12 protein-coding genes are annotated in these 13,202 nt (G+C 69.6%); 1 reads left to right on the top strand and 11 read right to left on the bottom strand.

Going from position 1 to position 13,202, the window contains the following annotated elements; all coding sequences use genetic code 11:
• Positions 1 to 27 precede the first annotated feature (27 nt).
• The 10 genes from E3O54_RS09560 to E3O54_RS09515 all read right to left on the bottom strand — a co-directional run bounded on the left by E3O54_RS09560 (position 28) and on the right by E3O54_RS09515 (position 9,430).
• Positions 28 to 2,634, bottom strand: coding sequence for a multicopper oxidase domain-containing protein (locus E3O54_RS09560; protein ID WP_134401478.1), 2,607 nt, complete (start codon positions 2,632 to 2,634; stop codon positions 28 to 30).
• Entirely contained in the window at positions 2,631 to 3,737 is a 1,107-nt protein-coding gene (locus E3O54_RS09555; protein ID WP_233191430.1) for a hypothetical protein, read from the bottom strand. The genes E3O54_RS09560 and E3O54_RS09555 overlap by 4 nt, the downstream gene beginning before the upstream one ends.
• A 22-nt stretch (positions 3,738 to 3,759) precedes the next feature.
• Entirely contained in the window at positions 3,760 to 4,050 is a 291-nt protein-coding gene (locus E3O54_RS09550; protein ID WP_104101381.1) for a DUF2249 domain-containing protein, read from the bottom strand.
• A gap of 117 nt (positions 4,051 to 4,167) precedes the next feature.
• Entirely contained in the window at positions 4,168 to 4,617 is a 450-nt protein-coding gene (locus E3O54_RS09545; protein WP_104101383.1) for a molybdenum cofactor biosynthesis protein MoaE, read from the bottom strand.
• Positions 4,618 to 4,943: 326 nt separating this feature from the next.
• Positions 4,944 to 6,221, bottom strand: coding sequence for a serine hydrolase (locus tag E3O54_RS09540; RefSeq protein WP_134401477.1), 1,278 nt, complete (start codon positions 6,219 to 6,221; stop codon positions 4,944 to 4,946).
• Between the two features lie 172 nt (positions 6,222 to 6,393).
• Entirely contained in the window at positions 6,394 to 7,002 is a 609-nt protein-coding gene (locus E3O54_RS09535) for a hypothetical protein (protein ID WP_241976842.1), read from the bottom strand.
• Between the two features lie 91 nt (positions 7,003 to 7,093).
• The gene (locus tag E3O54_RS09530; protein WP_104101388.1) at positions 7,094 to 7,783 is read right to left on the bottom strand and encodes a CoA transferase subunit B; all 690 of its coding nucleotides are present in this window, start codon (positions 7,781 to 7,783) and stop codon (positions 7,094 to 7,096) included.
• Positions 7,784 to 7,785: 2 nt separating this feature from the next.
• Complete coding sequence (locus tag E3O54_RS09525; protein ID WP_104101391.1) at positions 7,786 to 8,604, bottom strand: CoA transferase subunit A; 819 nt, start codon at positions 8,602 to 8,604, stop codon at positions 7,786 to 7,788.
• A gap of 17 nt (positions 8,605 to 8,621) precedes the next feature.
• Positions 8,622 to 8,951: a carboxymuconolactone decarboxylase family protein gene (locus E3O54_RS09520; protein ID WP_134401476.1), complete on the bottom strand. Its 330-nt coding sequence runs from the start codon at positions 8,949 to 8,951 to the stop codon at positions 8,622 to 8,624.
• A 164-nt stretch (positions 8,952 to 9,115) separates the two neighbouring features.
• Positions 9,116 to 9,430: a hypothetical protein gene (locus E3O54_RS09515; RefSeq protein ID WP_134401475.1), complete on the bottom strand. Its 315-nt coding sequence runs from the start codon at positions 9,428 to 9,430 to the stop codon at positions 9,116 to 9,118.
• A gap of 228 nt (positions 9,431 to 9,658) precedes the next feature.
• Here E3O54_RS09515 and E3O54_RS16940 point away from each other — a divergent pair, with 228 nt between their 5' ends.
• On the top strand, positions 9,659 to 11,914 hold the full coding sequence (locus E3O54_RS16940; RefSeq protein ID WP_241976841.1) for a 3-hydroxyisobutyryl-CoA hydrolase: 2,256 nt from the start codon (positions 9,659 to 9,661) through the stop codon (positions 11,912 to 11,914).
• 124 nt (positions 11,915 to 12,038) lie between these two features.
• Here E3O54_RS16940 and E3O54_RS09500 read toward each other — a convergent pair whose 3' ends face one another.
• Positions 12,039 to 13,178 (bottom strand): AI-2E family transporter, encoded by a 1,140-nt coding sequence (locus E3O54_RS09500; RefSeq protein WP_134401474.1) that lies wholly within the window; start codon positions 13,176 to 13,178, stop codon positions 12,039 to 12,041.
• Between the last annotated feature and the right edge of the window lie 24 nt (positions 13,179 to 13,202).

Raw genomic sequence — 13,202 nt, 5'->3', positions numbered from 1 at the left:
TCATTTTTGGGGAAACTCGGACAAAGATCACGGACTGACCAGGACGACGCCGCGGGCGCCTTTCTCGGCATCAGACATGATGTGGCTGACGAAGGGGTAGCTGCCGGCCTCCGGGAAGGTCAACTCGACGAAGCCACCCTGGGCCACGGCCAGGTCGAGCACCTGGGAGCCGCCCGTGCCGGTGCTGCCGCCATCACGCAGCAGGTAGTCGCCCTCCTTGAAAACGGTGTCGAACTGGCCGCCCACGACGTGGAAGGAGCTGCCCACGTTGGGGCCCGCGTCCAGCACCCAGATGCGCACCTTCTCGCCAGCCTTCGCCGTCAGCGGGCGGGCACCGTACTGGTTGGCGATGCCGTTGAAGACCACCAGGTCGGGGAACTGCGCCGCCACCTTGTCGGCGTCGGCCTCCCCGCCCTGCGCACCGAGGTAGAGCTCGGACTGCACCAGGACGTATTCCCGATCGACCGCTGAAAGCCCGGGTGGATCAATGATCACGGCGCCGAACATGCCGTTCGCCATGTGCACCGACATGGGCATCGTGCCGCAGTGGTAGAGCCAGATCCCCGAGCGGGTCGCGGTGAAACGATAGGTCAGGCTCTCCCCCGGATTGATGCTGCGCATGGGCCGATCGGGTGCGAGGGCACCCGCGTGGAAGTCGATGGAGTGCTCGATCGACCCGTCGTTGACGAAGGTGATGTCGAAGACGTCGCCGACCTTGCCGTGCAGGGTCGGGCCGGGGGCTGTGCCGTTGAACGTCCACAGGGTCTGGGTGACGCCGGGAGACACCTCGGTCTCCACGTCTTCCACCCGCATGGTCAACGTGTGCACGGTCTCCGCCTCCGCCGCCCCCAGCGCCGGGTCGCGGGCGACGAAATCGGCGTCGGGCTCACGCATCAAATCGAGATCGTCTGCCGCGCTGGACGCGCCGCCGGCGGGCGCAGAGCCGTGGTCCATCGTTGGGGAGTCGTCGCCGGACTGAGGCTCGGCTCCGACGGCCACGACCGTGAGCACCATGCCCAGGACCTTGTGGCCGGCGATGGAGCACCAGCCCTCGACGTCGGCGCCCACGATGCCGGCGTCGACCTGCCGGCTGGTGCCGGGAGCGACGGAACCGGAGACCACGCCGGTGGCGAGCACGAGGTTGTGCACCATCTCGTCGTCGTTGGTCAGGTTGATCACCAGGGTGTCGCCGACGGGCACCTCGACGGTGTCCGGGCTGAAGCGCGTGTTCTTCATGACGACGTCGACCGTGGTCGTGTGGCCGGTCGACACCCTGTCGGCGGATGCCCCGCCGCTCGCGATTCCGGCGGCGGCCGGGTCCATGGCGATCCCCAGGGATACGGCCAGAAGCAGGGCGCCGACGGCCGTGATGGTCGCACCTGTGCGGCGCGGCGGGGCCGCGGCAATCTGCGGGGCGGGCGGGGCCGTCGCATCCGTCGCCTGGCGGAGCCGGCGGTTCTGCCGCAGCGCCCGCGGCATCAGGACCAGGAAGGAGGCGAGCGTGCCGACGACGAGCAGCGAGACCGTGACCTTCACCAGGCTGGGCACCGGCATCAGATAGAGGACCAGGCCGACGTTGACGACGACGACCCGGAACAGGGCACCACGATCGAGCAGGGCGGCCGTGGCCTTCGAGACCGAGGGTCCGCCGCCGAGCACGACCGGCACCAGGTAGCTGAGGGCTCCGAGCAGGATCTGCGCGGCGAAACCGACCGCGAACACGGGCACGAGCTGCCCGAGCCGGTCGGTCGCGGCTACCCAGCTCGGTGCGAACGTCACGATCAGGCCGAACCCGAGCACGCAGGCGAAGAACCAGGTGAGGGCGGCACCGATGCTCCAACCGGCGAAGGTGACGGCCGGGGACTGCCTGGCCAGGCGCAGGGCCTCAACCAGCACCAGGCCGAGGCTGACCAGGTAGAGCAGAACACCCGCGGCGGCGACCAGGCGCTGGTCGATCAGCAGGCCGATCCCGAGCACCGCGAGGCCGGCCAGGAACAGAGGCAGGGTTCCGCGGGCCGAGGCGCGCGTCGTCTGCACCCGGGCGTGCAGCACAGTCGGCCAGAGCAGGGCCACCGTGCTAATCACGGTCAGGCCGACCCAGCCGAGCAGGTTGAACCCGATATGGGCGATGTACATCCGCTCCGCGGACTCACCATCGATATCGGTTCGGGCCATCAGCACGCCCAGGGTCACACCGATGGCCAACGCGATTCCGGCCGCAATGTAGTAGCGCACGAGCGGTGCGAACCGTCCCGGCAGCGCTCCCCGCGACTGCCGGAACAGCAGCAGGGCGTGGGCGAGGGCATTCGTGCCGACCAGGATGCCGCCGGCAAGCACGACCGGCCACCAGCCGCCGACGATGCCGGTGATCACGAGCACCGCTCCGAGGGTGTGCGCGCCGAGCCTCGCCCCGAGCGAGACGCGGCCGCCGGGGGCCGGATGCCGGAGCAGGGTGTCGGCGAAGTGCTGGCTCCAGACCAGGATCGCGGTGCTCACGGCGCCCAGGAACAGGAGGTGCACCATGAGCCACGGCGCGACAGGGATGAAGCGGTGGATGAGCACGGCGATGAGAGTGAGAAGGAGCCACGCCGGAGTCAGGAGCCCGGTGATGAGGTGCCACAGTCGACGGTTCATGGTGTGACTTTCAGTTTGGTGTTTGGCTGGCGCCGCGGCACGCCGCGCACCACCGAGATCACGGCCAGCAGCACGAACAGGAGCACGGCCACGATGTTGGCCACGCCGCCCCACTGCACCAGTGCCGGCAGGTCGCGCGCGTCACCGAGCAGGATGCGCACCAGCAGGGAGACGTGCAGCAGCAGCACCGGCAGGTAGAGCACTGGCCGGTACGGCAGCGGCCGGCGCAGCACGGCCGGCAGGATGGTCGGGGCGTGCGCCATGATCATCGACATCACGAACCCGAGGAAGACGGCGTGCAGCACGGCGTCATAGCCGGGACCGGAGAAGCTCGGGCCGACGATGATCCAGCTGGCGCCCACCACGAGCAGCCAGCCGTAGCCGGCCAGCAGGCACGCGGCCATGTACCGGGGCAGGCCGGTGCTGCGGATGAGCCGGGTCGCCACGTCGTGCCGGAACAGCCAGGCGACGAGACCGAGCAGCCCGAGCCCGAGAACCGGATAGCCTACCCCGGGCCAGACGAGAGCGACGACCGTGCCGAGGGTCAGGAACAGGCCGGCGGCCAGCATCCGCATTTCGGCCCGGTGGTCGACGGAGGGCGAGATGCGCGCGAGTTCGAGCCGCTCACCGGCGATCGTGAGCACCAGGTAGAGCGTCATCGCGGGCACCAGGACAGGCACGGGCACGCCGCCGAGCCACAGCACGGTTGCCGTGAGACCGAGCAGGGCACCGAGTGCCTGCACCGCGGCGGACGTCGACGGCTGCCGGAGCCAGATCGCCCGGTAGATGGCCAGCAACACGGCCGACCCGGCCACGAGGGCAAGCTGGCCGACCACCAGGGGAAGCGGCGACACGAGTGACAGGCCGCCGAGGCCCAGCAGCCCCGGCGACAGGTAGGCCCAGTTCCGGCGCACGGCGACGGCCCGTTCGAGCACGACGACGGTGCCCACGAACCCGAAGACCATCAGGGGTCCGTGCACATCCGCCAGGCGTGCGGTCACGACCGGCGCCGGGAAACCCAACAGGAGCAGCGCACCGTCGAGCCCGGCCAGCAGAGAGAGGCCGCCGAGCAGCAGAAACGCCAGTCGCCCGTTGCCGTGCACGGTGGTGTCGAATCTCGGGAGACTAGGCGGCGCGGGTGAAGCGGATGCGCCAGGCGTCCGGGCCACGCTCCACGTACGACACGGTGAACGCTCCCGGGCGTGCCTGCTCGAGCTGCGCCAGCAGGGGCAGCGGGTCGTGCGGGGCGATCAGGTCCAGCGAGAAGCCGAGCTGGATGGCCTCCAGGGCGCCGAAAATGGCCGCGTGGCGAACCGCGTGCGGGATGGTGCGACCGTCGAGCACGATGGTCTCGGCGTCGTCATGGTTGCAGTTGCAGGTGTGTGCGCTGCTCAGGGTGATGGGTTCGGCGGTCATAGGATGAATCCTCCTCGGTGGAACGACCGAGCCGGCCGCTAATAAACAGGATACACGTCCGGTTAATTATTCCAGAATCAGACCAGGTCGGATCACGTCAGGTCACGTCGGGTCCGGTCAGGTCAGGCCCACCCAGGCGGTGGACCCGTCGACCTCGTACTGCTTCTTCCAGATCGGCACCTCGAGCTTGACGGTCTCCACCAGGCGTTCGCAGGCTTCGAATGCGACGGCGCGGTGGGCGCTTGCCGCGGCCGCGACCAGGGCCAGGTCACCGACGTCGAGGTGGCCGATGCGGTGGCTGACCGACAGGTTCACCTGCGGGTACTCGCGGGAGTACCGGGCGACGATCTCGGACAGGATGCGACCGGCATCCGGATGCGCGCTGTAATCGAGGCCGGTCACCTGCCCGGCGGCGTCGGGGTCGTGGTCGCGCACCTGGCCGATGAAGGTCACGACGGCCCCGCAGGATCCGGTCGACACGGCAGCAACGTGCGCGGCCAGGTCGAGCGGCGCCGTGGCCACCTGGTTGACGGCACCCTCGCCAGGGTTCGCGTCGTTCTCATTCACGCCGCTTCGGTCAGTCGTTCCTGCTGAATTCACACATTCAGATTACGCGCGGAAGCGGAACGAGAAACGTACTCCACTGTTCCCGGAGCATCGAGGGCTAAAAAATCTGAGGCCGAGGCCCGCTGAGCAGCCCCGGAGTCCCGTTCGGCCCCTCTCGCGGGTCGTATTCTCGTGGTGGCTGCCAGGGGTCTCGAGCTGATCCACCGCACACGCTGCGTGGCCTGCCTGTACACGGGCTCCCGCGACCTCGACCGAGGGTCATCCCCGTTCCGCGGCGCGCGGCGGGCCCGGCGAGCGACACCACCGAACGGTTACGGCCCACTCAGCTAACCGACGATCTCTGCCACAGTCGGGCAGGCCGCCTCGGCAGCCAGTTCGGCTCGGGTCTGCGCAACCGTCCAGGGCAGCGCAACCGACGGTTCGTTCCCGCGTCCAGCCGGCGCCTCGGCGATGATGGCGGCCAGCTGACGGGCCAGTGTCAGGGCGAACTGGTCACCCGCGCTCGAGTTGTTCAGCATGACCACCACGGTCATGGTCTGGTCCGGATCCGCCAGGGTCGCCGAGATGAATCCGGGGATCGATCCGGTGCGCCCGCGGAGGGGCCCGACCTGCTCCGCGCCGAGGCCGTAGCGCTGCCACGACGGCGTCGTCACGTCTTCGTTCACGGTGTCCCACTGGGCGCTCGCCGACGACTCGGACAAGAGACCACCCGCGGCGAGAGCGCCTGCCCAGGTCCTCATGTCGGCCAGCGTCGAAACGACACCGCCCGCCACGCCGCTCATCGAATTGGAGAGCAGGGTGTTGTCGGTGATGGCCGTGCACACCGGACCGTCGGCGCCCACCGCGGCGGCGTAGCCGTGCGAGTGTGGTGCGGGGAGGTCCACATCGCCGGCGTGAGGATATGAGGTGTCGTGCAGACCGAGCGGATGGAAGATGTACTCATCGTAGAGCGCCGCCCACTGCCGGCCCGTGGCCCGCTCGAGCGCCATCCCGAGCAGCACAATTCCGGTGTTTGAGGGACCCCACACGCTGCCCGGAGCACCGGTTCGGGGCGTGGCCAGCCCCTGGGAGACGAGTTCCATCGCCGGCCAGGTGCGCAGGGGGTTGTGCACGAACTCCCCGGCCAGAACGGGACTGTAGGACCCAAGCCCCGAAGTGCCCTGGCAGAGCTGGCCGAGCGTCACGCCCGCCACACCGACGAGGCGGGGCAGGTAGGTGGAGACCGGGTCGTCGAGCGTCACGGTTCCCTCGTCGACCAACCGGAGCAGCACCGTGCAGGTCATGGCCGTGGTGTTGGTGCCGATGCGGAAGTGCATCCCGCCGGTCATCGGGGCGGAACCGCCGATTTCCGTCGTGCCGTGCGCGACGGTCCATTCGCCGGCGGCGGACCAGACCCCGACCAGAGCGCCGGAGGAACCCGATAGCGCCATCGCCTCGCCCACGGCCGCGTCCAGCTGCCCGGCGATGTCCGCCGCGATCGGCGTGCTGTTCTGGTCGACGCTGTTCCGGCCCGCGGTGCAGCCGCTCAGCACGACGGCTGCGGCGACGCCGAGTGCGAGCAGCGCACGACGACGGGTGGTGGGCTTGGTGATGGCATCCCCCAATGCTCTCCACCAGCTTGCCCTATCGGGGCCCGGGCGCCTAACCCGTGCGCGAGACAGGCTCCCTACACCCGCTCGAAGATGGCGGCGAGCCCCTGGCCGCTGGCGTTTCCGGCGGTGACGGTGGCGTCGGCGTCCGTCTCCAGCAGGATCGGGCGGAGGCCGGCCAGAGCCGTCAGGCTACTGTCGGCCCGCGGAGTTTCGTCGGCGGAGTTTCGTCGGCGGAGGCCACGACGGGGCCCGTGCGGCCCGGCACCGTGACCGGCACAATCTCGTCGTCGAACCGGCCCTCGGCCACGGCGACGCATGCCCGCGCCTGCGACCGGAGAGCCAGGTCGTCCTGTTCGGTGCGGCCCATGCCGTACTCGCGGCGCAGGTTCTCGGCGGTTTCGAGCATGCCGCCGGGTACCGGGTAGCGGCGCCCGCCGGCGGTCTCGCGGCCGCGGCTGAGCGCGTCCGTGAGCAGGATTCCGGCGCCGCCGCCCACACCGAAGCGGGAGTCGACGGTGTGGAACGGAGCCTGGCTCATCGATTCGACCCCGCCGGCGACGACGACGTCGCTGACACCGGTCTGCACCTGCATAGCCGCGTCGAGGATGGCCTGTAGCCCTGAGCCGCATCGCCGGTCCACCTGCACGCCGCCGACCGTCACGGGCAGGCCGGCGTTCAGTGCGGCGACGCGCGCCACGGAGGCGGCCTCCACGGTGGGATAGCCCTGGCCGAGGATCACGTCGTCGACCACGGCCCCGTCGATTCCGGTGCGTTCGATCAGCGCCGTGATCACGGCCGCGTCAGGTCGGCCGGCGCGACCGCCCTGAAGACGCCGCCGAACCGGCCGATCGGGGTGCGTAGCGGTTCGTAGATGACGACGTCTCTCACGATGCGGCCACCGTGTTCGGAGCGGAGAGGAGCGTGTGGATGACGGTCGGCGTCCCCGGCACGAGCAGCGGCACCTCGGTGGCGGCCTGCACCTCGGCCACGGTGAGTCCCGGCGCGATCTCGCGCAGCAGAAGACCCTCCGGCGTCACGTCGATCACGGCCAGGTCGGTGATGATGCGGGTCACGACGCGCTTGCCGGTCAGCGGCAGGCCGCACTCGTTCACAATCTTGAAGTCGCCGTTCTTCGCAGTGTGCTCCATCACGACGATCACGGTGTCGGCGCCGTGCACGAGATCCATCGCACCGCCCATACCCTTGATCATCTTGCCGGGCACGGCCCAGTTGGCGATGTCGCCGGTGGCGGAGACCTGCATCGCGCCAAGCACGGCCACATCGATCATTCCGCCGCGGATCATGCCGAAGCTCTGCGCGGAGTCGAAGTAGCTGGCACCGGGGTTGACCGTGATGGTCTCCTTGCCGGCGTTGATCAGCTTCGGGTCCTCCTCGCCCTCCCACGGGTACGGTCCCACCCCGAGCACCCCGTTCTCGGAATGCAGGATGACGTCCACCCCCTCCGGCAGGAAGTTGGGGATCAGCGTGGGCAGCCCGATCCCGAGGTTGACATAGCTGTCGGGGGTGAGCTCCTGCGCGGCGCGCGCGGCCATTTCATTGCGGGTCAACGGCATGATCAGCTGTCCTTTGCGACGGATGCGACGGATACGACGGATGCGACGGGCCGCGGCCGGGTGGTGGTCTTCTCGATCGGCAGGTCGGCGGCCTCGGCGCCGGAGAGCGCCACGATGCGGTGCACGTAGATACCGGCGAGGTGGATGGCATCCGGATCGAGCTCCCCCGGCTCGACCAGCTCGTCGACCTCGGCGATGGTGATGCGGCCGGCCATGCCGGCGACCGGGTTGAAATTGCGGGCCGACTTCTCGAACACGAGGTTGCCGTGCCGGTCGCCCTTCGCCGCGCGAACGAGGGCGAAGTCGGTGACGATGGCCTCCTCGAGCACGTACTCCTTCTCCCCGCCGCGGAGCGACGCGAAGGTGCGGGTCTCCTTGGGCGGCGACGACACCGTCACCGACCCATCCGGCCCGTAGCGCCAGGGCAGCCCGCCCTCGGCGACCATGGTGCCGACGCCGCTGGCGGTGTAGAAGGCGGGGATTCCGCTGCCGCCGGCCCGGAGCCGCTCGGCCAGGGTGCCCTGCGGGGTCAGTTCCACCTCGATGTCACCGCCGAGATAGCGGCGGGCGAAGTCCTTGTTCTCGCCGATATAGGAGGCGATCACCCGGCTGATCCGCCCTTCCCGCAGCAGTTCGCCGAGCCCCCAGCCGTCGACGCCGCAGTTGTTGGATGCGACCCGGAGGTCGGTGCTGCCCTGGGCCAGGAGCGCCCGGATCAGCAGGATCGGGACGCCGACCAGGCCGAAGCCGCCGACGGCGAGGGAGGCCCCATCCGGGATGTCGGCGACGGCAGCCGCGGCGGAGGAGTACGTCTTGTCCATGGAGTGGTCCTTCAGCTTCAGTTCGTGGTGCCGATGTCGATCGTCTTGAAGGTATCGCGTGCCACCGCCAGAGCGGAATTCGCCGCCGGCACCCCCGCGTAGATCGCGGTGTGCAGGATGGCCTCGCTGATCTCCGCGCGGGTCAGCCCCTGGGTCAGGGCCGCGCGCACGTGCATGCCCAGTTCATGTTCGTGGCCGCCGGTCACCAGGCAGGCCAGGGTCAGGAAGCTGCGGGTGCGCCGATCGCGGCCGGGCCTGGTCCAGATCTCCCCCCAGACATAGCGGGTGATGAAGTCCTGGAAATCCGCCGTCTCCGGGGTGGTGCAGGGCCAGTTCGAGTCCGACAGCGCCGCCGAACGACACCCCGGCGTAGTGGAAGGCTCCCCCGCCGACCAAGTCGACCAGGGTGATCACAACGTCGGCGACCTCAGCGACGGTGACCGGTTGCCGGGCGGCGGGGCTGAGGCCGGTGCCGGTGCCGGCGTGACCGTGCCGCGGATAATGGGCTGGGTCATAGTGAGGTCCCCTTGCTCGCGGTGGATTCGAGGTACCGGGCGAGCACCCGGTCGATTCCGGCGTCCGTCTGCCTGAGGCTGAGGTCGTCATCGAACGCGGACCAGGCCCGCGATCGGAGCTCCTCGGGATGTCCCCCGGCGGTGATCAGGGCGGAGAGCACCACCCGCAGCGGGCGGTTGGTGCGGTAGCACTCCTCCGACGCGCGCTGCACGAGGGCGAACGCGGCGGCCTTGCCGAGGACCTCCGCGAGCAGGGTGGTCACCCGTTCGCTGAACACCAGGCCGTCGGTGAGGTCGAGGTTGCTGCGCATCCGTTCCAGGTCCACGTCGAGCCGGGCCGCCAGCGAGGCCGCGCCCGCGACGTCAACGCGAACGTGCTCACGATCAAACTCGCCATGGCCATCGCCCGGGCCGGCGCGCCACGGGGACCGTCACCGACGCCGAATTCGACGCCAACAAGGCGGAGCAGCTCGCCCGCTTCTGAGTCGCTGCGGAGTCGCTTCCGAACGATCTGAGTCTGTGCCGGTAGCGTGGGGTCCATGCTCGAGCTCATGGATGACCGGCCGGACATTCTGCTGCGCCGCGACGGGCGGCTCGCCCAGATCATCCTGAACCGCCCGGCGGCCCTGAACGCCCTGACCCACGCGATGATCCGACGGATGTCCGCGGTGCTGACCGACTGGGCCGTCGACGGTCAGGTCGAGACCGTTCTGCTGACCGGTAGCGGCGACCGGGGCCTCTGCGCCGGGGGCGACATCGTGGCGATCTACCGCAGTGCGGACGCGGACGCGGGCGCGGACGATCGAGCGGACGCTGACGCCGAGGCCGCCCGGTTCTTCGCCGACGAGTACCATCTGAACGCGCAGATCCACCGGTTCGCCAAACCGTACCTGGCCGTGATGGACGGCGTCGTGCTCGGCGGCGGGGTCGGCGTCTCCGGCCATGCGAACACCCGGATCGTGACCGAGCGCACGCGGCTGGGGATGCCGGAGACCGCGATCGGCTTCGTACCCGACGTCGGCGGAAGCTGGCTGTTGTCCCATGCCCCCGGTGAGCTCGGCACCCACCTCGCCCTGACCGCCGCCCTGGTCTCCGGGTCCGACGCCATCGCACTGGGCCTGGCCGACCACTTCGTGCCGAGCGACCGGCTCCCTGCCCTGGTCCGCACCCTGGCCGAGACCGACGCGGCCGAGGCGGTGCGCGCCCTGGCCGAGACTCCCCCGCCCTCCGTCCTCCTCGCCCAGCGGCACTGGATCGACGAGTGCTACGCGTCCGATGACGTGGGCGAGATCGTCGCCGCCCTGCGGCGTTCCCCGGTGGAAGCCGCCCGCGACGCCGCCGCCCTCATCCTCACGAGGTCGCCGACCGCACTCGCGGTCACCCTGGCCTCGCTGCGCCGGGCCCGGCGGCTCCCGAGCCTCGACGAGGCGCTCGATCAGGAGTACCGGGTGACGCTCCGTTTCCTGCAGCGGAGCGAGCTGCAGGAGGGCATCCGGGCCCAGGTGATCGACAAGGACCACAGCCCCCGGTGGTCGCCGGCCGGCCTCGGCGAGGTGACGGAGGCATCCGTCGCCGCGTTCTTCGCGCCGCTCGGCGAGCAGGAGCTGGGGCTCGGAATGGGGCCCGGGCTGGGCGAGGTGCCCTACGTCGACGCCGACCTGATCTTCGTCACCGATCTGCTCACCCCGGGTGAGCGCGCGCGGCTGGCCGCGGCGCGATCGTTCTATCAGGCCGAGGTGCGCCCTCTCGCCGTGGACTACTGGAACCGCGCCGCGTTCCCGTTCGAGCTGCTGCCCCGCCTCGCCGCGCAGAACCTCGCCGCGACCGGTGCTGCCGCGACCAGCCATCTGCTCACCGGTCTGCTGCAGATGGAGCTGACCCGGGCCGACACCTCGATCTCCACGTTCTACGGCGTGCACCACGAGCTGTTCGCCGCCGCCATCGACGAGCTCGGCTCACCCGAGCAGCGGGAACGTCTGCTGCCGGGCCTCCTGGCCCTGGATAAGATCGGGGCCTTCGCCCTGACGGAACCGGAACACGGCTCCGACATCTCCCGCATGATGGAGACCACGGCCACCCGCAGCGGCGACGAGTGGGTGCTCAACGGCACCAAACGCTGGATCGGCAACGGCGCCATGGCCGACTACGTGCTGGTCTGGGCCCGGGACACCGCGGACGGGCAGATCAAAGGATTCATCGTCGAGACGGAGCGGCCCGGGTTCACGGCCACCCCGATCGAGAACAAGATCGCGGTGCGGATCGTGCAGAACGCCGACATCACCCTCACGGAGGTGCGGATCCCGTACACGAACTGGCTGCCGGGCAGCCGGAGCTTTCAGGACACGAACGTGCTGCTCCGGAACTCGCGGATCTGGGTGTCGTGGCAGGCGGTCGGCCAGCAGCTCGCCGCCTTCGACGTGGCCCGCGCCTATGCGCTGGAGCGGCGCCAGTTCGGCATGCCCATCGCATCCTTCCAGCTGGTGCAGGAGCAGCTCTCCCGCATGATCGGCAACGCCACCTTGTCGCTGTCGCTGATGGTGCAGATGGCGCGACTGCAGGAGAGCGGGCGGCTCACGATGGACCAGGCGGCCCTCGCGAAGGCGACCTGCACGACCCGGATGCGCGAAACGGTGGCCCTGGGCCGCGGTCTGCTCGGCGGCAACGGCATCAGCACCCGGTACGAGATGGCCAAGATCTTCGCCGACGCCGAGGCGATCTACTCCTACGAGGGCAGCTACGAGATCAACGCGCTGTTGGTCGGCCGGGCCGTGACCGGCATCTCCGCCTTCAGCTGATCACCGCTCGCCCGAACGAATTCGACGGAGATTCTGCCCGAATCGGCCCTGAAAACTCCGAAAAGGCAGTTGTGAACGAGAATCTCCGTCGAATTGGTTCAACACCGAACCTGGCGCGCATCGGCTAGGGTGTCGCGCCGGCCGCCCCGAGCGGCGGGGCAGGCGGGGCCGATTCAACCGGCGCGACCGGCGGCACCGGAACCGACGCGACCGGAACTGGCGGCGTGGGAGCGTTCCAGGCCTTGATGACGGCCCAGCCCACGGCGGCGATCGGCACCGAGATGACCGCGCCGACGATGCCGCCCAGGATCGTGCCGGCCGTCAGTGCCAGCAGGATCACGAGGCCGTGCAGGCGCAGTGACTTGCCGAGCACCACCGGGGACAGGAAGTTGCCCTCGAGCTGGTTGACTGCGACCACGATCGTGACCACGATGATGGCGGTGGTCAGGTCGTTCGTGACGAGGGCCACCAGTGCGGCCAGGATGCCGGCGGCCGTCGCCCCGACGATGGGGATGAACGCGCCGACGAAGACGATGACGGCGAGCGGCAGCGCCAGCGGAACCTGCAGGATCCACAGTCCGATCCCGATGAACAGGGCGTCGACGAACGCGACGATCGCCGTGCCGCGCACGTAGTTGCCGAATACCTCGACGCTGCTCACGCCGACGCGTACGGCCCGCTCGTGCCGCTTGCCGGCGAGCGGCTGGATGAGGAAGCTCCAAATGCGGGGGCCGTCCTTCAGGAAATAGAAGAGCACGACGAGGCCGAGCACCACGCCGGCCACGATCTCGGCGGCCACGGAGACCCCGACCAGGGCCCCGGACCCGAACTGGCTGCTGGTGGCGAAGTCGATGACCGATTCGCGCACCGAATCGATCTGAGCGGAATCGATCGGCAGCGTGCCGCTGGTGAGCAGTTCCTGCAGGCTGTCGAGCCCCTCGCTGGCCGAGGTGAAGAGGGTGTCCCACTCGCCGCGGATGCCGAACACCACGAGGGTGACGACGCCACCGAAGACCGCGACGCTCAAGATCAGGGTGATCGCCGCAGCAAGGGATTCGTTCGCCCCGCGGGCCAGCAGGAACCGCATGAAGGGGCGCAGCGCCGACGCCACGATCAGGGCGATCAGGAGCGGGGTGAAGACCAGCTTGAGCTGCGTGATCCCGTAGATGGCCACCACCAGCAGGGCGAGGACCAGCAGGGCCTGACCGGAGCGGATGGCGGCCCGGCCGAGATAGTCCGTCCAGGACGAAGTGGGCGTGGTCATGGGGATCTCCAAACGAGGCGAACG

This window comes from Cryobacterium sp. TMT2-4 (assembly GCF_004402575.1).
In the GTDB taxonomy this organism is placed as follows: Bacteria; Actinomycetota; Actinomycetes; order Actinomycetales; family Microbacteriaceae; genus Cryobacterium; species Cryobacterium sandaracinum.
This window is presented reverse-complemented; position numbering and strand designations above follow the sequence as displayed.

Bases quoted from the DNA above. Each gene is read 5' to 3' on its own strand.
- E3O54_RS09530 (WP_104101388.1), bottom strand. From the start codon at position 7,783: ATGCCGTTGACCCGCAATGAAATGGCCGCGCGCGCCGCGCAGGAGCTC.
- E3O54_RS09550 (WP_104101381.1), bottom strand. From the start codon at position 4,050: ATGACCGCCGAACCCATCACCCTGAGCAGCGCACACACCTGCAACTGC.
- E3O54_RS09515 (WP_134401475.1), bottom strand. From the start codon at position 9,430: ATGCGCAGCAACCTCGACCTCACCGACGGCCTGGTGTTCAGCGAACGG.
- E3O54_RS16940 (WP_241976841.1), top strand. From the start codon at position 9,659: ATGCTCGAGCTCATGGATGACCGGCCGGACATTCTGCTGCGCCGCGAC.
- E3O54_RS09525 (WP_104101391.1), bottom strand. From the start codon at position 8,604: ATGGACAAGACGTACTCCTCCGCCGCGGCTGCCGTCGCCGACATCCCG.
- E3O54_RS09560 (WP_134401478.1), bottom strand. From the start codon at position 2,634: ATGAACCGTCGACTGTGGCACCTCATCACCGGGCTCCTGACTCCGGCG.
- E3O54_RS09500 (WP_134401474.1), bottom strand. From the start codon at position 13,178: ATGACCACGCCCACTTCGTCCTGGACGGACTATCTCGGCCGGGCCGCC.